Below are 22,055 nucleotides of genomic sequence, written 5' to 3' on the forward strand. Positions count from 1 at the left end.
GGGTGGGCGGCCGAGAATGGGCGCCGCCTTCCCTCCCGATCTTGACCACTTCGCGGATCAGAGATCGCTCAGTCCAGACGCCACCGGGCGGCCGCGACCTATTCCGGTGCGAGGAATTCGGGATGGCTGACCAGGAATTGCGAGATCGTCTCGTCGCGCACCGAATGGAACAGCTGCAACGACTCCGGGCTAAGGGTCTCGAACGCCACACCGTTGATCTCCGCAGAGGTGAAGTTGCCGGCATTCGTGCGGATCATGACGAGGTCCTCGGGCCGGATGTCCTTGAGGGTGAACACGAAATCGACGAGCTTCTTGCCGGGGTGGTCGAGGACCATCGCCTTGCCACCGGCGGCGATCACCTTGTTGAGCCGGTTGAGGTCGGTGACCACGCCCTTGCTCATCGCCTTCTTGATCATCGCCTTGATCAGCTTCTGCTGGTTCTTCTGCCGGTCGTAGTCGCCGTTGTCCAGGCCCTTGCGGATGCGCGAATAGTCAAGGGCCAGCTCGGGTGAGAAGTGACGGCAGCCCACCTCGTGCACCAACCGCTTGCCGCCCGGCGGGATGCCGTGCACCTTGTCGGCGGCCTCCTCATACCACGTCGGCACGATGTTGCCCTGCTTGTCCAGCGCCAGGTGGATAGACGTGGCGCGCTGATCCACGCACAGCTCCACGCCGCCGAGCTCCTCCAGCACGCCCTTGAACCCGTCGAAGTCGATCAGCATGGCGCCGTGGAATTTGATCCCGGTCAGCCTGAACACCGTCTTGGACAGCAGGTCGACACCGGCGGAGCGCCGCACAACCTCCGGATCCAGTTTTTTGGCCTTCGCGATCTCATCGGCCTTCACACCGCGATAGCCGTAGCCGAACGCCGCGTTGATCTTCTCGGTGCTCCCGTTGTATCCATACGCACGCTCGGCAGGGATGGCGACCCTGGTGTCGCGCGGGATGGACAGCAGATAGGCCTGATCGTGGGACTTGGGGATGTGCATCACCACGATCGTGTCCGACAGCACGCCCTCGCGGTGCCCCGGCCCGGTGTAGCTGGGCTCCACGTCGATGCCGACCAGCAGCAGGTTGATCGCGCCGTCGATGTTGTTGCCGGCAAACGCCTCCGACTTGTCATCGATCATGTTGCTGGTCGTGATGCTGTCGTCCAGCTTGGCCGAGGCCATTCTGAGCGTGACCAGCGCGCCCCCGCCGACCATCATCAGCAGGGCGCCCAGGATCACCGTGAGCTTGGCCCACGCCGGGTCCTTCGGGCGCGTGCGCTTCTGCTTCTTCGCGCTCTTCGGGCCTTTGGCATTTCTTGGGCCCTTCGCGCTCTTGGAGGTCTTGGCTGGCGTCGTGTCCTCGAGCCGTTTTCTGCTGGACCTGGACACGCTTTCTCCGTTCTGCGTCGGGGCGGCTGTCTGGCGGGCCGGCCCGTGGGGGCGGGCGGCCGGCGAGGGTGGGCGCAAACTCACTGTACCCGTCTACGCTGGGGCCGCCTCCCTCGTAGAGGTATCGCCATCAGGACTCCGAACAGGAATCCGATGATATGCGCCAAATATGCGACCGATCCCGCTTCGACCGCATAGCCCGATGAGTATATCCACTGCAGCACAAACCACACGCCCAGCACAAGCCATGCGGGCAGCGGCAGCGGGATGATGATGACGAGGCTCCACACACGAGCCCACGGGAACAGCACGAGGTAGGCACCGAGCACACCGGACACCGCGCCGGACGCGCCGATCAAGGGTGCGTTGAGCGTCGGGTCGGACAGCGCGAACGCATATGCCGCAACATAACCCGCAGCAGCGTAGAACAGCAGGAAGCGCACGTGCCCGAGGCGGTCCTCGACATTGTTGCCAAAGATCCACAGGAACAGCATGTTGCCCAGCAGATGCAGCCACCCGGCGTGCAGGAACATCGAAAACAGCACGGACAGCGCGACCTGCTTGTCGTATGACGGCGGGCCGAACCCGCACGTCTGCGTGGGCACCACCTGCAGCGGCTCGTTGCGCATGAGCTCCAGCGGGATGGCACCCCACTCGTAGAGAAACGCGTTGAGCTCGCACACGTTGGCCGCGGGCGTGGTGAGGAACGAGATCACGTTGGCCACGATCAGCGAGAGCGTGACCACCGGAAACCGGCGCACCGGGTTGACGTCGTGCACAGGTAGCACCACGCGGTAACTCTATGCTCGCGCCAAAGCAACTCGCGAGACATCGCCACCCTTTTATGCCGCCACCCTCCCTTGCGATCTTGAAACGGGAAAGGCGTGTTTTCAAGATCGCGGCGGGAAAACAGCGGCGGCGATGCGAGAAGTCCGGGCTCAGTGAGCGGGCAGGTCCTGAAGAATCGCTTGGGCGGCGTTGTGACCCGCTGCCCCGATTACCGATCCGGCCGGGTGGCAGCCCGCCGAACCCGCGTAGAGCCCGGCGAGCCCGGTGAAGTAGGGCATCCGGTCGTTGAAGCTCACGGTGTTGTCGACGTGATGGATGTGCCCGCCGGTGATGCCGAAGTGCGACTCGATGCCCTGCGGCGTCAGCGTGAAGGAATCCGCGACCAACGAGGACGTGCCGGGCGCGTAATAGTCGCAAATGGACAGCAGCTTGTCCACATAGGACCCGAGCTCGACCCCATAGGGGACGGACTGCACGAACAGCGCGCTGGAGTGGTGACCCGCGGCATCGGACAGGGACGGATCGACGGTGGTGTGCAGGTACCACTCTATCGTCGGCTCGTCGGGCAGCTCCCCCGCCTGGACCTGGGCCCACATCCGGCGCAGGCGGGCCAGCGGCTGGTCCCCGTCGGAGCCGGGCAGCAGGTGGATGGTCGAGCCGAACACCTGTCCGGGCGGGTCGCAGGTGAAGCGCGGCAACCCGGACAGGGCGAGGTTCACCTTGAGCGTGGTGCCGGTGCGCTGCCGCGCCAGCATGTGCGAACGCAGCGGGGCCGGGAACGCGTCTCCCGCGAGGCGGATCAGCTCGTAGGGGTCGCACGCCCCGAGCACGGCCTTCGCGTCGATCTCCTCCCCGGAGTCCAGCACGACTCCCGTCACCACACCATCCGATGTGGACAGACCGGCGACGCGCGCCGACGTGCGTATGACCCCGCCCAGCGAACGGAATTTGTCGGCGAGCATGCGCGACACCGTCCCCATCCCGCCGCGCGTGATCATCCAGGTGCCGTCGGCGCCCGGCAGCCGGCACATGTTGTGCACCAGGAAGTTGTGGCCCGTGCCGGGGTCGTCGGGACCGGCGTTGATGCCCGACAAGCCGTCGGTCACCGCGTACATGGAAATAAGCAGTTCTGATTCGAAATCGAACCGCTTGAGGTAATCCAGCACGCTGCCGCGCACGAGATCGACGAACGTCTGCCGGAGGGAAGGCCGGATGTAGCGCTCGGCCGTCTCCTCCACCGAACCGGGATTGGCCAGCCAGGCCGGCGCGAGATCCTCGCGCAACTGGGCCAGCTCCGCCTGCATGGCATCGTCGGCCCTGCGATCGGCATCGGAGTAGATGCCGTTGTCGATCCGTTGCGAGCCGCGCAGCAAATAGCGAGACGTGGACGTCGGCAGGAAGTAGTGCGGGTCGCGGCGTACCACCGGAATCTCGACCTCAAGCAGGCGCATCAGCTCCGGCGGCATCAGGCCCAGCAGATAGGACCCCGTCGACTGCTGCAGCTCGGGCACCCTCGGGAAGGGCCGCTCGGTGCGGGTCGCGCCGCCGATCACGGTGGCCGCCTCCAGCATCGTCACGCGCAGCCCGGCCCGCGCCAGCAGGATGCCGCTGACCAGGCCGTTGTGCCCGGTACCAATGATCACAACATCAGGGGTCATACCGACGCAGCCTACTCGTTTCTACTGACCAACGACTCAGCTCAGCCGCCGGCGTCTGGACTGAGCGATCTTTGATCCACGAAGTGGTCAAGATCGGAAGGGAAGATGCCGGCCAAAAGGCTGAGCTGCCGGCGAGTCGCTTTAGCGCGAGCGAAGATCTGCGGTCATGTCGGCCAGCTCGGACTCGAACAGCGCCGTCGCGTCGGTGAGCGCCCAGTTCAGATGGCCGAACGCCTCAGCCATGATCACACCGTAGAGCCGCGTCCACCCCTTGAGGAACAGCGCCGTCACGCTCGGCGGGAGATCCTCGTGGGCCGGGAGGTCCACGAGGACGTCGGGCAGCCGCCCCTGCCGGTAGAGCTCGACCATCAGATCGGTGAAGATCCGGCCGAACCGATGCCCCGCATCCTGCAGCGAGTTGCATCCGTCGATGAACTGGTTCACACCGGGCAGCGGCGGCCCAAACATCAGGGCGGTCTCGGCCGGGTGGGCCAAGACCCAGCGCCGAAACTCCCGCGCCATGGCATGCAGCTTTTCGATAACCCCATCCGGTACCGCGTCGCGCACCGCTTCGCACGCGATGCGCAGCTCCGTGTAGAGGTCGGTGCACAGATCCAGGACGAGCGCGTCGAGGCTGGCGTAGTAGCGGTAGAGCGCCGGCGCGGTCATGCCCATGTCACGGGCGATCGCGCGCAGCGAGATGCTGCTGGGACCGCCCGCGACCAGGTGCTGCCGCGCGACCGCCTTGATTTCGGCGAGCGTGGCCTCGCGGCGACGCTGTGACCTATCCGACACAAGCTTCCTTCGCGTTAACGGTGTTCACTAATCTAACCAGTGTTAGCTCAGCCAGCTTACTTTGCTTGGGGGACTTTATGTTAGGGCGTGCCGTGGTGCGGTTCCGGTGGCTCGTGCTGGTGTTGACGCTCGGTGTCGTGGCGATCGGCGCGACCTGGGGCGGTGGCGTGTTCAACGACCTGATCAGCGGCGGCTTCGACGATCCCGGCAGCCAGTCGAGCCGCGCCCGCGAGGCGATCACCGCGCAGGTGGGCCCGCAGGAGGTCGACATCGTCGCCGTCTACACCGCCCCCGATCCCGCGCTCGCGGCCCAGGCCGTGGCCGCGCGCCTGGAGGGGCGGGCCGAGGTCGCGACCGTCCAGAGTGGACCACCGTCGCACGACGGCCGCTCGGTCTACCTGGCGATCCAGCTGCGCGACGGTGCCGAAGACGCCAAACTGGCCGACCTCGAAGCGATCCGGCCCTTGCTCGCGGCCGACCCACCGGCCACGACCCAGATCGGCGGGCTCATGCCGTTCCTCGACGACGCGAACAAGCAGATCAGCGAGGACATCACCAAGGCCGAGCTGATCAGCCTGCCGATCCTGCTGATCCTGCTCATCTTCATCTTCCGGGGCGTTGTCGCGGCACTGACGCCCCTGCTGGTCGGCATTTTGGCGGTGCTCGGCGCGTTCACCACGGTGCGGCTGCTCGCGCAGGTGACCGACGTGTCGGTGTTCGCCATCAACATCATCACGATGCTGGGCCTGGGCATGGCCATCGACTATTCGCTGTTCATCGTGTCGCGGTTCCGGGAGGAGCTGGCCAATGGACTGTCCACATCGGACGCTGTGGTGGCGTCGCTGGCCCGTGCCGGGCGGACGGTGCTTGTGTCGGGGCTTACCGTCGCGCTCGCACTGGCGAGCCTGCTCGTGTTCCCCATGGACTTCCTCAAGTCGATGGCGTGGGGCGGCATGTCGGCCGTGCTCGTGGCGATGGTGGCCGCGCTCACCGCGCTGCCGGCGCTGCTGGCTGTGCTCGGGCCCCGGGTCAACTCGCTGCGCGTGCGGCTGCCTCGGGCCGCGCGGCCGGTCGAGGTGCACGCGCTGTCCGGTGTCCAGTCCAATCAGGACAGTGGCGGGTGGGCGAAACTGGCCCGCAGCGTGATGCGCCGCCCCGTGATTTACGCGGTCGGCGTCACCGCGCTGCTGCTCGCGCTCGCGACCCCGTTCCTGCGCCTCGAGCTTGGCGGGTTCGACGAGCGCGTGCTCCCCGACGGCACGGAGTCGCGTGAGGTCAGCGAGCGGCTGGTCAAGGACTTCCCGGGCGGGGGCTATCCGATCACCGTGCTGGTGAACGGGCCCGTGGGCGACCTACCTCAGCGCATCGACGGGCTCGACGGCGCCACGGGTGTGCGGGTCACCGCGCAGCGCGGTGACGCGACCCTGCTCTGGGTGAGCTATGCGGGCGAGGCGACGGGCGAGGCTGCGCGGGAACTTGTGGGCGACATCCGGTCGCTGGAGGCTCCGGCCGGTACCCAGATGATGGTTGGCGGAAGGTCGGCGGCGGACGTCGATCAGATCCAGGCCTTTGGCGACCGCCTGCCATGGATGCTCCTGCTCATCGCGGCCAGCACGTTCGTGCTGCTGTTCCTCGCGTTCGGCTCGGTGGTGCTGCCGCTCAAAGCGATCCTGATGAACGTCATCTCGATCGGTGCGTCGTTCGGCGTCGTGGTGTGGGTGTTCCAGGACGGGCACCTCGCCGACTGGCTGGGGGTGACGGTCACCGGGTTCCTGGAGCCCTCCAACCTGGTGCTGATGCTCGCGATCCTGTTCGGGCTCGCGACCGACTACGAGGTGTTCCTGCTGTCCCGGGTGCGTGAAGAGTGGGATGCCAAGCGCGACAACACCCACGCCGTGGCGCTTGGCCTGCAGCGCACGGGCGGGATCATCACGGCGGCCGCGCTGCTGCTCATCATCGTGGTGGCCGGATTCGCCACGGGTGGCACCGCGACCATCAAGCTGCTGGGCGTGGGCACGGTCGTGGCCATCGCGGTCGACGCGGCGCTGGTGCGCACGCTTCTGGTGCCCGCGACCATGCGCCTGCTTGGCAAGTGGAACTGGTGGGCGCCAAGGCCGCTCGCCTGGACATATCAACGATTTGGCATCCGCGAGTCATAGAAAGTTCACTACTACCTCCAGCCCATCGGTTAACATCCCTCGATATATCGATGGGCATGGAGGTTCACTGTGGAACGTCGAGATCTTTTCCGGGCGGGCGTCGTCGGCGCGGGTGCGGTCGCCTTCTCCGGAGCCCTGTGGAGGGGCGCGTTCGGCGGGCCCGCGCAGGTCAGCGCGAGCCCGTACGGCCCGCTGCAACCCGCCGACGGCAACGGCATCCAGCTGCCGGCGGGCTTCACCTCGCGGGTGATCGCGCGGTCCGGGCAGCGGGTCAGCGGCACGTCATACAGCTGGCACTGGGCGCCCGACGGCGGCGCGTGCTTCGCCAACGGCAGCGGATGGATCTATGTGTCCAACTCCGAAATCCCGCTGTTCGGCGGGGCATCCGCCATCCGATTCGCGGCCGACGGCGCGATCCAATCGGCGTACCGAATCCTCTCCAACAGCAACCTCAATTGCGCGGGCGGCGCCACGCCATGGAACACCTGGCTGTCGTGCGAGGAGATCGAGCTAGGCCGGGTCATGGAGACCGACCCGTGGGGTGTGCAGTCGGCCCGCGAGCGCACGCGCATGGGGCGGTTCAAGCACGAGGCGGCCGCGTGCGATCCCGTGCAGCGCGTGGTCTACATGACCGAGGACGAGGGCGACGGCTGCTTCTACCGGTTCGTTCCGGACGTGTGGGGCGACCTCAACACCGGGCAACTGCAGGTGCTGTGCGCGCCGGCCGATCTGGAGTCGGGCCCGGTGACGTGGCAGAACATCCCCGACCGCGACGGCTTCCCGGTCGCGACGCGCGAACAGGTCGCGGCGGCGAAGCATTTCGACGGCGGGGAGGGCTGCTGGTACGACAACGGCATCGTCTACTTCACCACGAAGGGCGACAACCGGGTCTGGTCCTACAACACGGCAGCGTCCACTTTGGATCTCGCGTACAACGGCGGCGGCGACCTGTCGGGCGTGGACAACATCACCGGCTCGCGGTCCGGTGACCTGTTCGTCGCCGAGGACGGCGGCAACATGGAGATCTGCGTGATCACGCCGTCCGGCGAGGTCGCGCCGTTCTTGCGGATCCTCAACCAGGGCTCGTCCGAGATCACCGGGCCGGCGTTCAACCCGGCGGGCAACCGGCTGTATTTCTCGTCCCAGCGGGGGACGGCGGGCCAGGCGTGGGGCGGGATCACGTACGAGGTGACGGGTCCATTCAGGAGTTGACATGATCGTCAACGCGCTCATAGGATCTTGAAACGTCTCACGCGCGTGTGAGGAGCAGGCCTTGCTGGACCGACGAGATTTCCACCGCCTCACCGTTGGCACGGCAGCGGGCGCAATCGTGCCCCTGTCTGCTCCCACCGCGGCACATGCCACAGGCACGCTTGAGGTCATCGAGACCGACACCGATATCACCGTCGACAATGGACCCGTCCGGCTCACGGTGAGCAAGACACAGCCGGCGCGCGCGACGTCCATCATCTTCGAAGGTCAAAACCTGGTCGGCAACGGCGGGCGCGGCGTATACGACATGAACAACGTCCGCGAGGGCGGCGCGCTGCCGTTGCCGCCCGTGCAGAACACCCACGAGATCCGGCGTGGCGACGACTTCGTCGACATCGTGTTCCGGTTCAGCCCGAGCAACGACTCGCCGTTCCGGCTGGAGCGGCACCACATCATCCGGGCAGGTGAGCCCGGCATCCACCTCGCGACGGTGTTCGACCATCCGGCTCAGCTGCACGGGTTCCGCTCCGATCAGCACCGTTACGTGTTCTACGCCAACCGGGAGCTGTTCACCCACGCGTGGGTCGAGGAGGACGCGATCGGCGAGCCGTGGCGGGCCGGCGCGGCGCGGATGCCCACGCCGAGCGAGCTCGGACGCGGGCCGATGGTCATGGACGCCACGCACGACCTCGACGGGGTGGGCTCGGCCTATCCGCGCCGCTACTACACCAAGTACGACTGGGCCGTGTACATGAAAGACCATGTGCTGCACGGGCTTTACGGCAATGGGTATGGAGTGTGGGCGGTCCTGCCCAATCGGGAGGCGTTCTGCGGCGGGCCGGTGCGGCAGGATCTCACGCTGCACCAGACCTCGTCCATGCCCGTGTTGCTGGTCGAACCGCAGGCCACGCACTACGGTTCGCCCCCGGTGCAGGTGGCGGCCGGGCAGGCATGGTCGAAGACGTACGGGCCGTACTTCTTGTATTTCAGTCGTGGGGATGACGTCGCACAGATGCGTGCCGAGGCCATGCAGTACGCGGCGTGCGACGCACATGCGGACTTCTACGACCGGCTTGGCCTGGCCGGGTGGGCCACGTCGCGGGAACGGTCCAATGTGGTCGGTCGGGTGCGGATACCGGACGCGGCTCACATGGCCGGTGCGGTGGCGGTGTTGTCCGACAACGGGCTCGATTTCCAGCGCGCGGCGCTCGGCTACTCGTACTGGGCCGACGTCAATCCCGCGGGCCACTTCGCCATCCGGAATGTGCGCCCCGGGCGGTACCGGCTGACTATCTATCGGCCCGGAGTCTGGGGCGAGCACATCCGAGACGACGTGGTGGTCGAGGCGAATGGCACGACCCGCCTGCCCGACGTGCGGTGGGAGCCGGTGCGCAACGGGCGGACCGTGTTCCAGATCGGCACGCCGAACCGGATCTCGGCGGAGTTCCGGCGAGGATCTCAGTTCCGCCAGTGGGGCACCGAGCGGTTCTTCCACGGGGACTTTCCGGACGGTGTGGTCTTCACGGTGGGCCAGAGCACCGCACAGGACTGGAACTATTTGCAGTTCCAACGGGTGGCTCCCGTGTCACCGGCCTTTCTGCCTGCGGCCCCGACGACGGGTGTGTGGCTGTTCGACTTCGGTAGCGCGTCACGCCCGGTCGCGGACGGTTACACGCGCGTGGCCAACACGACGCTGTACTCCACCGCGCTCGGCTACGGTTTGGACCGCGCCGTCGATTCGCGCGACCGGGGCGCGCCCGACGACATTCGGCGCGACTTCACCGTCGGCAACGGATACACCTTCCAGGTCGACGTGCCCAACGGGGAGTACCACGTCACCGTGATCTCCGGCGATCACATCGCCGGCAACAACACGGATCTGACTGTCCAGGACGTGCCGCAGGGCCGGCTCACGTCGGCCACGGGCGAGTACGCCATCCACGAGATGGTGACACGGGTCGACGATGGACGGCTGCGACTGCGCTTCGCCCAGGACGGGCGGGTCAACGCCGTCGAGGTGATGTCGACGGACGTGCCGGTTTCTGCCCTGTCGGCCCTGTCCGTGCGGGGATTCGCGCTCGAACCGGCGTTCCGGCGGCGGCAGACGGAATACACATTGGACCTTCCGCACGACGTCACGTCGCTCACCCTGACCGCTGCCTCGGTCGACAACGCACCGATCACCATTGATGGGGCTCCCGTGGCGAGCGATCAACCACACACCGTGCAGCTCACCCGGCGGCACCAGCCGATCGAGATCGTGGTGAGCCACCCTTCGGCCGCGCCTTTTGTGTGCCGGGTTCTCGCGGTGCGCCAGGAGGCGCCGTGGCGCATCCGGTTCGACCTCGACCAGGCCCCGCTGCCCGGGCAGAGCGCCACCCTGACGGTCGGATTGGCCGCGTGGTCGCTGGACACCGCCCGCTCGGTCCCGGCCCAGCCCAGCAACCTGACCATCCGCGTCAACGAGCACACTGCCCTGGTCTGGACGTTCCAGCCTGACGACGCGCGTGGAGCGACGTATCGCAGCGGCTGCGGCGGACGGTTCTATCGCAGGGAGTTCACGTTCGACGCGTCGGCGCTCCGGCTCACCGGCAACGAAATCACCCTGAGGATCAACGAAAACACGCCGGCCGGACTGGGCAACAACACGGCCGCCTACGATGCCATCCGACTGGAGATCAACTAAACTCATTCGGATGCTTCCCGTCATCGGGCTCGGGATACTGGTGCCGGCCGCGCACAAGGCGCGCGCGGCCAGCACCAGGCTCTTCGTCAGAAGTTACCGGTGTACAGCAGCCGGTTGGGTGAACCCGAACCGGGTGACTTGACCACGCCGGTCGTCGCGTTGCTCACGATCGCCGAGGCGACCGCCGCCGGCGACGCACCCGGGTTCGCCTGCAGATACAGCGCGGCGGCCCCGGCCACGTGGGGCGTGGACATGGACGTGCCGCTGATGGTGTTGGTGGACGAGTCGTTGGTCATCCACGCCGACGTGATGTTGAAGCCCGGCGCGAAGATGTCCACGCACGAACCGCGGTTGCCCCACGACGGCTTGGTGTCGGTGTTGTTGGTGATGGACACGGTGATCGCCGCGGGCACGCGCGCCGGGGATTTGTTGCACGCGTTCTCCGCGATGAGGCCCAGGATGCCGTTGCCCGCCGCGATCGCGTAGGTGACGCCATCGGCGATGGACCGCTGCACGGCCTCGTCGAGCACCGCGTCGGCGCTGCCGCCCAGACTCATGTTGGCCACGGCCGGTGCGCCCGCCGCGTGGTCGGCCGTCACCCAGTCGATGCCCGCGACGACCTGTGCGGTGGTGCCGCTGCCCTCACAGCTCAGCACGCGCACCGCGACCAGCGTGACCGCTTTGGCGACACCGTATGTGGTGCCGCCGACGGTACCGGCGACATGCGTGCCGTGGCCGTTGCAGTCGTCGGCCGTCCCGCCGTCGATGGCGTCGAAGCCGTGCACGGCCCGGCCGCCGAACTCGCTGTGCGAGACCCGGATGCCGGTGTCGATGACATACGCCTTTACTCCGGCGCCCGTGCGGTTGTAGTTGTAGGTGTTGTTCAGCGGCAGGTTGCGCTGATCGATCCGGTCGATGCCCCACGTCGCGGGCGACTGCGAGGCCTGCACGCGGTGAATCAGGTTGCGCTGCACGAAGGCCACGCCCTCACTGCCCGCGACGCGCTGCGCCGCAAGGTCCGAGCCGCGGAACAGCAACGCCTTGACACTGCGGAAGGTCCGCGCGACCGTGGCGCCGTTCCGGTCGGCCACGCCCGTGTTCACCTGCGACTTGAACACGGCGATGAACTCGCCCGGCACGGATTCGCCTTGCACCCCAAGGATTTCGCCCAGCGGTGCGGCTGTCGCCGCCGACGGTGCGGTGAACGCGCCCACGAGCGCGGCCGCCATTCCGACGGATACGGCAACGGATTTGATACGACCCACTGACTGTTCCTCCCCTCAATGGATATTGAAGAGGAACATATCGGAAGATATGACTAACCGCTACCTTTGCGGCGCGGGCTCCGACCGTATCTCGTGACCGACACTCGTGAGGCACCGTCCACTCGCGAGATCCCACTTCCAGCCGTGCAGCTGACAGGTCAGTGTGCCGCCGTCGACAATCCCGAACCGGGTCAGATCGGCCTTCAGATGCGCGCAGCGGCGCTGGAACTTCCAGCCACCCATCACGATGTCCTCGGCGTCCGGGCGCTGCGACTCGTACCAACCCTCGGCATATTGCAGGCGCTCCTCGGACAGGCACTTGAAGAACGCGTACACAAACTCGTTGTATTGCCCGATCCTGGCCGCGGAGAACCGGCACGACAAAAACAACGAGTTGACCCAGTCGCCCTCCCCGACATAGAGCAAATGCTCAATCAGCCGCCGCTGCGTCTTGAATCGATAGCGCACCTTCTCATCGGCCGCATGCCGCACTTCCTTGCCCGGGAAGTCCACCAGAATCGACTCGACCACCTCGCCACCCGGATCGGTGAGGTCGAATCGCACCGGCCCGCCCACGCCCTTGGCCAGGTACACCGACTCGTCCAGCAGCGGCTCGATCTGCGCCTTCATGCCCGCCAGCACATCGATCTCCGGGTGCGCCCACGACGCCTTCTCCCGCTCGATCACCGCGCGCTGGCGCTCCCGATAGGCCTTCAGATGCGACTCCTTGTTGGCGAAAAACGCCTCCAGATCAGTCGGATGCGCCGTCTCACACGAGTCCGCCGTCAAAGTCGCCACACTCCCGGGCAACAGCACGACACCATTGCTCCCCGGATATTCCTTCACGAACTCCGACTGATCCGGAAAGATGTTCCCCTCTTCCCCGAAAATGTCGTTGAACCGCCACAGTTCCTCATCCAGGAAACACGGCGGCCCCGCGATCGGAAACACCCAACTGGCCTTGAGATCGTCGATATATCTAAAGGTGCGGTCAAACTGCCGGTCCCGCTTCTGCTTCCCGAAAGCCGTCTTCGCCGCCTCGGGCAATTCATAGACCATCGGGTACCAGATGGCGCCCGAAAACTGCAGCAGGTGCGCGTGCACGTGCCCCAACTCGGCAAACCGCGACAGGTCGGCCGGCCGCGCATCGTTCTGGTTCAACAGCCGCACGCCGTCGTACTCCACCCACAGCGACGAGTCCCCGATCGGCCCGTCCGTGGGCGAGACGAGCGCCTGGATCATCACCTTCAGCCCGCCGTCGAGCTCGTGCACCTCGTCGCTCAGGGTCTTCAGGAACCGCGTGAACCCCACATCCCGCAGCTCGTCTTCCAGCTGTGACGTCGGATACTCAGGCAGCAACACCGTCGCGCGCTTGTTCACGAACCGCTTCAAGTGCTCGGCGTCAAAATGATCTCGGTGCAAATGCGAGACATACAGATAGTCGCAGTCCCCCAGCGCCTCCCAGTCCAGCTGCGAATTATCCGGGAACGGAAACCACGACGCGAAGTACGCGGGGTTGACCCACGGATCACACAGAATGGACCCTGCGGGGGTGTCGATGCGCATGCTGGCGTGACCGGTACCCGTAATTCGCACTGCTCTACGCTACCCAAAGGAAACACGCACCCGGAAAGGACCTCCAGTGGCATCGGAAGAACCGGTCACGTCGCCTGACCAGCACAAACCCACACCGATCAAGCTGTACCGCATCGCAGGCGTCGTCATCATCGTCTCGCTGCTGCTCATGCTGTTCGGCAACAACGAGGTGAACACCGGCGCACCCTGGCTCATCGGCACCGCCGCGCTCATCGCCATCGTCATGATCGTGGACGCCGTCCAACGCCGCAACGGCCTCAAAGACTGACCCCAGGGGGCCTCGCCCTCTCATGCCCCCGCTGCCAAGTTCATTTTCGAACGGGGCCACCGCAACATCGTTTGGGGTGGAGCAGCCAGCCGGCGTCACCGTCGGCCCCGCCGCTGTGTGGTTCTCGGGAAAGACTGGCGGGTGGTCCGGCAGGCAGGCCACGGTGGCCAGCCGGGGAGCAGGTGCCAAGTGCCCCCCAGGCGGCCGGCAAAAGGGCGGCTGTCATCGCGGCCCACCACGCGTGGCTTCATCTAGCCGAGCGCCCGCCTCCGGCGCAGGACGAGCAGGGTCACGGCACCGCCTGCGGCCACGGCAAGGGCCCCCGCACCCAGCATGTTCAGGCCCTGACTGCCACCGCCACCTGTGCGCGGCGCACCCGTGGGAACGGTGGGCTGCCCGCAGACGAGCCAGTGGCTGATCGTCGGCTGCTGCCCGCCCTCGTTATTGGGTGCCCGCATGCCCTCGATGCTCGTCGGGCCAACAAACGGTCCATCGTAGACATTCGTGTTCGGGCCACCCTTGACGGCGACTCCGGTGGCGGTAAAGCCAGCGTTGATGGTCACGTCCAGGAAGAGTCCGTCGTCCGAGACATCGCCCGAGCCGGCCGCATTGCTCGCATCGCCGACTCCCTCCAGAATGACCGAACCCGCGAGGCCCGCCTGAGCGCAGTTGGCCACGTTTCCGCTGACTAGCCTAGGCGGCGGGGCTGGCGCCGCAGCCGCCACGCCGACCCCAAGAGCCAGCGACATCGCGCCGCCGCTCGCCAGCACCGCGGTCGCCGCCAGCGCGGCCCGCCGCATCGCGTGTTGCTTGCCCTGCTGCTCGGAATTGCTTGGTCGAGTATTCAATGGTTCCCCCGTATGCGATCCGAAGCGACACAAAGTGCCACCAACGAATTATCAGCACGAATAGCATAAAAGCAGATGATTTGGGCACCGAACACACTCAGTGACGTGTCGCCCGACGAAACCCATTCACATCAGTCGAGATATTCGGAGAGTCAGCCCGCAGGTCGACGCAAATGAGTGCACACAGAAACGCCACAGCACACCCGTGTCAGCCATCACCACAGCACCGAATCCGCGGGCAGAAGCCAACACAGCCAGCAGTCCAACACAGCCAGCGATTCAGGACAGCCAACGATTCAGCACAGGCAGCAGTCCAACACAGCCAGTAAGCCAAGACGGATAGCGCGGCATGGCGGATACAGACAGCGTCAGTAAGCCGGTCCGGGAAGTGCGCCGAAAAGGTACGCCGCAGCCACGCCCCCAGCTCTCGTCCCGACGGCGGCAGCCCACCCGCAGCTCACTAAAGCGTCGGGGGGATGTCCGTTTTGAGGACTAAAAACGCTCTTCCCTCGTCCTCAAACGGACATCCCCCGACGCCACCACCGTGCCAAGCCGAGGGTTTACCCCCAGCCGACGGGACGGTTCACCCCCACTCACCGAGCCCGCAAGATCTCCCGCACTTCCCGTATCGCCTGATCCACCTCAGCCTCGTAATACCCTCCCGGCACCAAATTGAGCCGCGACGGATCGAGCTCCGACTCGTTCATCCCACCACGCCCCGACAGCGCGCCGAGCACGTTGTCGAACAGCCGGTCGACCTGCCCCGGGTCGTATCCACTGCCGAACCGACGCAATTGGAACGTGCGCCGCAGCTGGTCGACCCGCTGGCTCTCGGCTCCGCCCGCCGGGGCGGACGGTGGTGCCGGCGGCGCGCCGTATCCCGGCCCGGATGTCACGGTGTTGAACGCGCCCGTCGTGGCCGCGTCGTAGCCGCGGCTCGGACCCGGGTCGCGATAGGGCGGCGAGGCCGGGGCCACCTGCCCGTAACCGCCCGAGCCGTAGGGGTCGTTGCGGATGGAGCGGATCTCGCCCGTGATGTCGGGCTGGCTCGGAGGCGGCGGTGACGGTGGGCCGAAGCCGGGGAACGATCCGCCGGGTGGCTCGGCCGGCGAGCCTAGCCCGGCGAAGCTGCCGGTCGCGTATTGGTCGCGTCGCGGGAGTTCGTCACGGCGCGGCATTTCCTCGCGTCGCGGCATTTCCTCGCGGCGCGGCATTTCCTCGCGGCGCGGCATTTCGTCACGGCGGGGCATTTCGTCACGGCGCGGCAGCGGTGGCGGCGCATCGAACGCCTGCTGGTCGTAGCGCGGAATGGTGCTGGTCTGCACGTTTGCGTTGGGCGTGCGCGTGGGCAGCGGCGGTGGCGGAGGGCCGCCCCGCTCCATCGGGCTGCTCATGGCCGCGCGCAGCTGGGCGCCGACGCCAGGCCCGGAGCTGCGCTCCTCCAGGTCGGCGAGCTGCCGCTCCACGCGGTCGAGGTGCAGGTCGACCTGCCACTCGTCGTAGCCACCGAAGCGCACCCGGAACACCACGTCGTGCACGTCTTGCGCGGTCACCGGCGGACCGAGCGGGGTGCCGTTGAGGGTCGCCTCCACCCGATCCAGGAAGACATCGACCTCGTCCACTTTGTATCCGCGGCGCACAGCACGCCTACGGAAGCGTTGCCCATGACTTGAGCTCATGCCACTCCTCCGCAAGCTCCGGAATCGCCGTTGGCCTTGGCATGAGCGAATCCCAATCTCGTGATTCGCTCGCGCGAGCGCTCGCTCATGTCCTCACCCTCACTAGCCGCAAGTTGACCACACGCACCGTCAATCTCCCGACCCCTTGTGTCACGCACCGTAGTCGGGACTCCGGCCTCCCGCAAGCGCCGGACGAATTCCCGCTCGACCGGCTTGGGACTGGCGTCCCAGCGGCTCCCCGGGGTGGGGTTGAGTGGGATCAGATTGACGTGCGCCAGCCGCCCCGCCAGCAGTCGGCCGAGAAGATCGGCCCGCCACGGCTGATCATTGACGTCCTTGATCATCGCGTATTCGATGCTGACCCGGCGCCCTGTCGCAGCGGCATAGTCCCATGCCGCGTCAAGCACCTCGGCGACCTTCCACCGCTGGTTGACCGGGACGAGCTCATCGCGCAGCTCGTCGTCGGGGGCATGCAGGGACAGGGCCAGCGTCACCGGAAGATTCTCTTCAATAAGCTTTCTTATGCCTGGTATCAGTCCCACCGTCGAGATCGTGAGATGGCGCGCGGACAGCCCGAGCCCGGCCGGGGCCGGCTCGACCAGCCGGCGAACCGCGGCGATGACCCGTGAATAGTTGGCCAGCGGCTCACCCATCCCCATGAACACCACATGGGACAGCCGCCGCGGCGATCCAGCGCCCATGGCCCCAGAGGCGGCCACCCCCGCCAGGTAAACCACCTGGTCCACGATCTCGGCCGTGGACAGGTTGCGGGTCAGGCCCGCCTGGCCGGTCGCGCAAAAGGGGCATGCCATGCCACACCCAGCCTGGCTGGAGATGCACACGGTCACCCTGTCTGGATAACCCATCAGCACGCTCTCGACGAGGGACCCGTCGTGAAGCCGCCACAACGCCTTGCGGGTTTCGCCGTCGTCGCACGCGAGCTCGCGCACCGGCCGCAGCAGCTGCGGCAGCATCTGCTCGGCGAGGCGCCGCCGGGACGCGACCGGGATGTCGGTCATCGCGTCTGGGTCGCGCTCGAGCCGCCCGAAGTAGTGATTGGACAGCTGGTTGGCGCGGAACGCCTGCTCCCCTGCTGCGGAGACGGCGACGCGACGCTCGGTGAGGTCCATGTCGGCCAGGTGCCGCGGCGGCATGGCTGCACGGCGAGCGCGCGTTTCATCACCCACTGTGAGCGGGACTACAGGCAAAGTCGTCATGACCGATCCAGTGTCCCACGTTCGGTCACCAACAACAGCCCCCGAGTCCGCAAGAAGGACCGACATCACGCATTACTCAGCTCGTCGGCGCGAACACGGAGAGCAACAAGTACGCCGTTGGCACGGCAAACAGGATTGAGTCGAGCCGATCCATGAGACCGCCGTGCCCGGGGAGAAGGTTGCTCATGTCCTTGATGCCGAGATCCCGCTTGAGCAGGGACTCGGTCAGATCACCGAGGACCGCGGCCACCGACACCACCACACCGAAAATCGCGCCCTGCCACGGGGCGACATCGAGCAACAGCCACAGCAGGACCGCGCTGCCCGCGCCGGTGGCCAGGATCGAGCCGCCGAACCCCTCCCACGACTTCTTCGGGCTGATGGACGGGGCCATCGGGTGCTTGCCCAGCAGCACGCCCGCGACATAACCGCCGGTGTCGGACAGCACGACGGCGATGAGAGTGACAAGTATCCGCCAGATCCCATCGTCCGGTGTGGTCAGTGGAGCCGCGAATCCGAGCAGGAAGGGCACATAGACCAGGATCAGCACGGCCGCGCCGGCATCGCGCTGGTAACCGGCCGGGCCGTCGCCCATCCGCCAGACCAGCGTGGCCAGCACGGCGATCAGCAGGCCCGTGCTCAGGCCCTCGACCCCGGACCACCAGGCAAGCGCGAGGATCGCGGCGGCCCCGCCAAGCAGGGGCAGCAGCGGGGGTTGCGCGCCGCTGCTTCGTACCGCCCGGACCATTTCCCAGACCCCCACACCGGCGGCCAGGACCAGCACGATGACGAAGAAGTCCTTGAAGAAGAACAGCGGGACGAGGACCGCCGAGAGCAGGGCCAGGCCCACGGCGATGGAGACGGGAATGTTGCGGCCCGCCCGGCCGTAGTCGGGAGGAGGTGCGGGATCGGGCGCGGCGTGCGACCCGGGGCCTGCGCCGCCCGGCTGGGCGGGGTCGGGCAGGTGCCCCCGGTCGCGCCGAGTGTGCCGCGCCCGGTCAGCGTCATCGATGGCCATCAAACCTCGAGCAGCTCGGCTTCCTTGTGCTTAAGCAGATCGTCGACCTTGGCCACGTATTTGTGGGTCAGGTCGTCGAGTTCCTTCTCCGCCCGCCGGCCGTCGTCCTCGCCCGTGCCGCCGTCCTTGACCAGCTTGTGGATCTCGTCGTTGGCACGTCGGCGAATGTTGCGCACCGCCACCCGTGCGTCCTCCGCCTTGCCCCGGGCCACCTTGATCATGTCGCGGCGGCGCTCCTCGGTCATCGGCGGGACCACGATGCGCAGCATGGTGCCTTCATTGCCGGGATTGACGCCCAGGTCCGAATCGCGGATCGCCCGCTCCATGACGCCCAGCTGGGAGGCGTCGTAAGGCTTAATGATCACCATGCGTGGCTCGGGCACGTTGATCGATGCCATCTGCGGCAGCGGCGTCGGGGTACCGTAATAATCCACCATAATCTTCGAGAACATCGCCGCATTGGCCCGGCCGGTGCGGATCGCCGCGAAGTCCTCCTTGGCGTGCTCGACCGCCCGCTCCATCTTCTCCTCGGCCTCGAGGAGCGTCTCCTCAATCACGGGCCTCTCCCACTCTCTCGTGTTTTTCCGTTGCTTCAGGCGGTGGTGATCAGCGTGCCGATCTTCTCACCGCTCAGGGCGCGCCCGATGTCGTCCCCCTCCGCCCCGAAGACGAGCATCGGCAACCCATTCTCCCTGCAGAGGCTGAAGGCCGCCGCATCGACCGCCTGAAGTCCCTGCTGCAGCGCCTCGGAGAAGGTGATCTTGTCGAGCTTGACGGCGTCGGGATCGCGGCGTGGATCGGCCGTGTACAGCCCGTCCACCCCGTTCTTGCTCATCAGCACCACATCCGCGCGGATCTCCAGCGCCCGCTGGGCGGCGACGGTGTCGGTCGTGAAATATGGCATGCCCGCGCCCCCGCCGAAGATCACCACGCGCCCCTTCTCCAGGTGCCGGATGGCGCGCAAGGGAATGTATTGCTCGGCGACCTGGGCCATCGTGATCGCCGTCTGCACCCGCGTCTCGACGCCCTCCTTTTCGAGGAAGTCTTGCAGCGCCAGGCAGTTCATGACCGTGCCGAGCATGCCCATGTAGTCGGCACGGGCCCGGTCCATGCCCCGCTTCTGCAGCTCCGCGCCCCGGAAGAAGTTGCCGCCGCCGACAACGACCGCTACCTGAATTCCTTTGTGTACCGCGGCGGCGATCTGGCGCGCGATGGCCCCCACCACGTCGGGGTCGACTCCGACCGCCCCGCCGCCGAAGACCTCACCGGACAGCTTCAACACCACTCGCCTGAACAAGGGCCCATCACCAACCTTTCACCGCGTCACGCCAGACCCTATGCCAAAGGGGAGGCCGTGACACCACGACCTCCCCTTTACGCCCGTGTCGCCTTCCGGCAGCGGTTCGACTCGCTGGCTGCTTGCCTGGGCTCGCGCTGCTCTGGTTTCTACAGGTTCCTGTCGCCGGCTCCCGTGCCGAGCACCCGCGGCTCTGGTTTCTTCAGGCGAAGCCGTGCTCTTGGGCGCGGGTGAGGTTTCTCGCGAAGCGTTGAACCTCACCCGCTACCGGGAAATCACGCCTGACCGACCTCGAAGCGCACGAACTTCGTCACCTCAAGGCCGGCCTCCTTGAGCACCTGCCCGACCGTCTTCTTCTGATCGGTCACCGAGGCCTGCTCGACGAGCACGAAGTCCTTGAAGAACGAGTTCACCCGGCCCTCGACGATCTTCGGGACGGCCCCGGCGGGCTTGCCCTCCTCGATCGCGGTCTGCTCGGCGATGCGCCGCTCCGACTCGACCGTCTCGGCCGGCACCTCGTCGCGGGTCAGGTACTTCGGGCGCATCGCGGCGATCTGCATCGCCACGCCGCGCGCGTCGGCCTCGCCCGCTTCATCGCTCTTGCCCGTGTAGGCCACGATGACGCCCACCTGCGCGGGCAGGTCGGGGCTCTTGCGGTGCAAGTACACCGCGAGCTGGCCGTCGACAACCGCGAACCGGTTGAGCACCAGCTTCTCGCCGATCTTGGCGGACGCCTCCTGGATCGCGTCGGCCACGGTCGAGCCCTCGAACTTCGAGGCGAGCAGGGCCTCGTTGTCCACGGGCTTGACCTCGGCCACGTGCTTGACCAGCCGGTCGGCCAGCGCGATGAAGTCGGCGTTCTTCGCGACGAAGTCGGTCTCGCAGTTCAGCTCAAGCAGCGCGCTGCCGTAGTGGGCGACCAGGCCGTTGGCCGTGGAGCGCCCGGCCCGCTTGTTGACATCCTTGGCGCCCTTGATGCGCAGCAGCTCGACCGCCTTGTCGAAGTCACCCTCGGACTCCTCCAGGGCCTTCTTGCAGTCCATCATCCCGGCGCCGGTCAGCTCACGAAGCCGCTTGACGTCGGCGGCTGTGAAGTTAGCCATGAGTTCCTCTTAATCTCGGTTTGTACTCGTTTGGGCCGCGATTGCGCGACCCGCGCGTCACTCGTTCGGGCCGGAGTTCCACGACCTGCCCGTCACTCGTCTGTGCCGCTGATCGGATCCGGCGGGTTACTCGCTGGCCTGCTGGTCGGCGGTCCCGGCCGGGGCGAGCAGCTCCTGCTCCCACTCGGCCAGCGGCTCGTCGGCGGCGACCGTGCCCGGCTCGGGCTTGACGTCGCCCCCACGGGCGGCCTTGCCGGAGCGGGCGATCAGGCCGTCGGCGACGGCGCTCGCGATGACCTTGGTCAGGAGCTCGGCGGAGCGGATGGCGTCGTCGTTGCCCGGGATCGGGAAGTCGACCTCGTCGGGGTCGCAGTTGGTGTCGAGGATCGCGATCACCGGGATGTTCAGCTTGCGGGCCTCGTCGACGGCGATGTGCTCCTTCTTGGTGTCCACGATCCAAACCGCGGCCGGGGTGCGGGACATGTCACGCAGACCGCCCAGCGTGCGCGACAGCTTGTCCTTCTCGCGGGACAGCTGAAGCGCCTCCTTCTTGGTGTAGTTGGCGGTGGCGCCCGTCAGATCCATCGCCTCGAGCTCCTTCATCCGCTGAAGGCGCTTGTAGACCGTCTGGAAGTTGGTGAGCATCCCGCCCAGCCAGCGGTGGTTGACGTAGGGCATGCCGACACGCGAAGCCTGCTCGGCGACCGCCTCCTGAGCCTGCTTCTTGGTCCCCACAAACAGAACGGTGCCGCCCTCGGCGACGGTGTTGCGCACGAAGCTGTAAGCCTTCTCGATGTAATCGAGGGTCTGGCGCAGATCGATGATGTAGATGCCGTTGCGCTCGGTGAAGATGAAGCGCTTCATCTTCGGGTTCCACCGGCGAGTCTGGTGTCCGAAGTGGACACCGCTCTCCAGCAACTGGCGCATGCTGACAACAGCCATGGTCTGGTAGTCCTTCTCCCTGGTTGTCCCGGTGGCCGGGCGGCCACCGCCTAGCGCCCGCGGCCTTGATGTGGCCCGCGCGAGCGGGACCAGGGAGGCCGCCCACCCGAATGGGCGGGAGGGCGCGCGAGGTCGACCGCACCG

General features: G+C 66.8%; 18 protein-coding genes. 4 read left to right on the forward strand and 14 right to left on the reverse strand.

The window, feature by feature from the left end; translation table 11 throughout:
• Nucleotides 1–98: 98 nt before the first annotated feature.
• The 4 genes from DM816_RS10780 to DM816_RS10795 all read right to left on the reverse strand — a co-directional run bounded on the left by DM816_RS10780 (nucleotide 99) and on the right by DM816_RS10795 (nucleotide 4,621).
• Entirely contained in the window at nucleotides 99–1,379 is a 1,281-nt protein-coding gene (locus tag DM816_RS10780) for an LCP family protein (RefSeq protein ID WP_117210019.1), read from the reverse strand.
• An 80-nt stretch (nucleotides 1,380–1,459) separates the two neighbouring features.
• Nucleotides 1,460–2,170: a rhomboid family intramembrane serine protease gene (locus tag DM816_RS10785; RefSeq protein ID WP_117210020.1), complete on the reverse strand. Its 711-nt coding sequence runs from the start codon at nucleotides 2,168–2,170 to the stop codon at nucleotides 1,460–1,462.
• 147 nt (nucleotides 2,171–2,317) lie between these two features.
• Nucleotides 2,318–3,826 carry a phytoene desaturase family protein gene (locus DM816_RS10790; RefSeq protein WP_117210021.1) on the reverse strand — a complete coding sequence of 503 codons (1,509 nt, stop codon included), beginning with the start codon at nucleotides 3,824–3,826 and terminating at the stop codon, nucleotides 2,318–2,320.
• A gap of 141 nt (nucleotides 3,827–3,967) precedes the next feature.
• On the reverse strand, nucleotides 3,968–4,621 hold the full coding sequence (locus DM816_RS10795; RefSeq protein WP_117210022.1) for a TetR/AcrR family transcriptional regulator: 654 nt from the start codon (nucleotides 4,619–4,621) through the stop codon (nucleotides 3,968–3,970).
• 92 nt (nucleotides 4,622–4,713) lie between these two features.
• On the opposite strand from DM816_RS10795, the gene DM816_RS10800 reads away from it, so the two are divergent.
• From DM816_RS10800 to DM816_RS10810, 3 genes are all read left to right on the forward strand, one after another.
• Entirely contained in the window at nucleotides 4,714–6,780 is a 2,067-nt protein-coding gene (locus DM816_RS10800; RefSeq protein ID WP_246001840.1) for an MMPL family transporter, read from the forward strand.
• A gap of 69 nt (nucleotides 6,781–6,849) precedes the next feature.
• Complete coding sequence (locus DM816_RS10805) at nucleotides 6,850–7,992, forward strand: alkaline phosphatase PhoX (RefSeq protein WP_117210024.1); 1,143 nt, start codon at nucleotides 6,850–6,852, stop codon at nucleotides 7,990–7,992.
• Nucleotides 7,993–8,053: 61 nt separating this feature from the next.
• On the forward strand, nucleotides 8,054–10,678 hold the full coding sequence (locus DM816_RS10810; RefSeq protein WP_117210025.1) for a polysaccharide lyase family protein: 2,625 nt from the start codon (nucleotides 8,054–8,056) through the stop codon (nucleotides 10,676–10,678).
• Between the two features lie 86 nt (nucleotides 10,679–10,764).
• Here the strand turns inward: DM816_RS10810 and DM816_RS10815 are convergent, their stop codons facing one another.
• Together DM816_RS10815 and DM816_RS10820 are read right to left on the reverse strand one after the other, a co-directional pair.
• On the reverse strand, nucleotides 10,765–11,943 hold the full coding sequence (locus tag DM816_RS10815) for a S8 family peptidase (RefSeq protein WP_246001842.1): 1,179 nt from the start codon (nucleotides 11,941–11,943) through the stop codon (nucleotides 10,765–10,767).
• A 60-nt stretch (nucleotides 11,944–12,003) separates the two neighbouring features.
• On the reverse strand, nucleotides 12,004–13,533 hold the full coding sequence (locus tag DM816_RS10820) for a Rieske 2Fe-2S domain-containing protein (RefSeq protein ID WP_117210042.1): 1,530 nt from the start codon (nucleotides 13,531–13,533) through the stop codon (nucleotides 12,004–12,006).
• A 52-nt stretch (nucleotides 13,534–13,585) separates the two neighbouring features.
• On the opposite strand from DM816_RS10820, the gene DM816_RS10825 reads away from it, so the two are divergent.
• Entirely contained in the window at nucleotides 13,586–13,807 is a 222-nt protein-coding gene (locus tag DM816_RS10825; protein ID WP_117210027.1) for a DUF2631 domain-containing protein, read from the forward strand.
• A 251-nt stretch (nucleotides 13,808–14,058) separates the two neighbouring features.
• On the opposite strand, the gene DM816_RS10830 is transcribed toward DM816_RS10825, so the two are convergent.
• The 8 genes from DM816_RS10830 to rpsB all read right to left on the reverse strand — a co-directional run bounded on the left by DM816_RS10830 (nucleotide 14,059) and on the right by rpsB (nucleotide 21,911).
• On the reverse strand, nucleotides 14,059–14,655 hold the full coding sequence (locus DM816_RS10830) for a hypothetical protein (protein WP_162907331.1): 597 nt from the start codon (nucleotides 14,653–14,655) through the stop codon (nucleotides 14,059–14,061).
• A 593-nt stretch (nucleotides 14,656–15,248) separates the two neighbouring features.
• A complete protein-coding gene (locus tag DM816_RS10835; protein WP_117210029.1) occupies nucleotides 15,249–16,334 on the reverse strand; it encodes a DivIVA domain-containing protein in 1,086 nt (361 codons plus the stop codon).
• A complete protein-coding gene (gene rlmN / locus DM816_RS10840) occupies nucleotides 16,331–17,551 on the reverse strand; it encodes a dual-specificity RNA methyltransferase RlmN (RefSeq protein ID WP_117210030.1) in 1,221 nt (406 codons plus the stop codon). Before rlmN ends, DM816_RS10835 begins: the two co-directional genes overlap by 4 nt.
• A gap of 76 nt (nucleotides 17,552–17,627) precedes the next feature.
• Entirely contained in the window at nucleotides 17,628–18,569 is a 942-nt protein-coding gene (locus DM816_RS10845) for a phosphatidate cytidylyltransferase (RefSeq protein ID WP_117210031.1), read from the reverse strand.
• A complete protein-coding gene (frr, locus tag DM816_RS10850) occupies nucleotides 18,569–19,126 on the reverse strand; it encodes a ribosome recycling factor (RefSeq protein ID WP_117210032.1) in 558 nt (185 codons plus the stop codon). The genes DM816_RS10845 and frr overlap by 1 nt, the downstream gene beginning before the upstream one ends.
• Before the next feature lie 35 nt (nucleotides 19,127–19,161).
• Nucleotides 19,162–19,866, reverse strand: a complete 705-nt coding sequence (pyrH, locus tag DM816_RS10855) for a UMP kinase (RefSeq protein WP_342768694.1) — start codon at nucleotides 19,864–19,866, stop codon at nucleotides 19,162–19,164.
• Nucleotides 19,867–20,141: 275 nt separating this feature from the next.
• Complete coding sequence (tsf, locus tag DM816_RS10860; RefSeq protein WP_117210034.1) at nucleotides 20,142–20,969, reverse strand: translation elongation factor Ts; 828 nt, start codon at nucleotides 20,967–20,969, stop codon at nucleotides 20,142–20,144.
• A 126-nt stretch (nucleotides 20,970–21,095) separates the two neighbouring features.
• Nucleotides 21,096–21,911 (reverse strand): 30S ribosomal protein S2, encoded by an 816-nt coding sequence (rpsB, locus tag DM816_RS10865; RefSeq protein WP_117210035.1) that lies wholly within the window; start codon nucleotides 21,909–21,911, stop codon nucleotides 21,096–21,098.
• Between the last annotated feature and the right edge of the window lie 144 nt (nucleotides 21,912–22,055).

The organism is Allorhizocola rhizosphaerae (genome assembly GCF_003426775.1).
Lineage (GTDB): Bacteria > Actinomycetota > Actinomycetes > Mycobacteriales > Micromonosporaceae > Allorhizocola > Allorhizocola rhizosphaerae.

What these genes read in the sequence shown, in the direction of transcription:
- DM816_RS10790 (WP_117210021.1), bottom strand. Translation starts at nt 3,826, where the DNA reads ATGACCCCTGATGTTGTGATCATTGGTACCGGGCACAACGGCCTGGTC.
- DM816_RS10835 (WP_117210029.1), bottom strand. Translation starts at nt 16,334, where the DNA reads ATGAGCTCAAGTCATGGGCAACGCTTCCGTAGGCGTGCTGTGCGCCGC.
- rlmN (WP_117210030.1), bottom strand. Translation starts at nt 17,551, where the DNA reads ATGACGACTTTGCCTGTAGTCCCGCTCACAGTGGGTGATGAAACGCGC.
- DM816_RS10845 (WP_117210031.1), bottom strand. Translation starts at nt 18,569, where the DNA reads ATGGCCATCGATGACGCTGACCGGGCGCGGCACACTCGGCGCGACCGG.
- tsf (WP_117210034.1), bottom strand. Translation starts at nt 20,969, where the DNA reads ATGGCTAACTTCACAGCCGCCGACGTCAAGCGGCTTCGTGAGCTGACC.
- rpsB (WP_117210035.1), bottom strand. Translation starts at nt 21,911, where the DNA reads ATGGCTGTTGTCAGCATGCGCCAGTTGCTGGAGAGCGGTGTCCACTTC.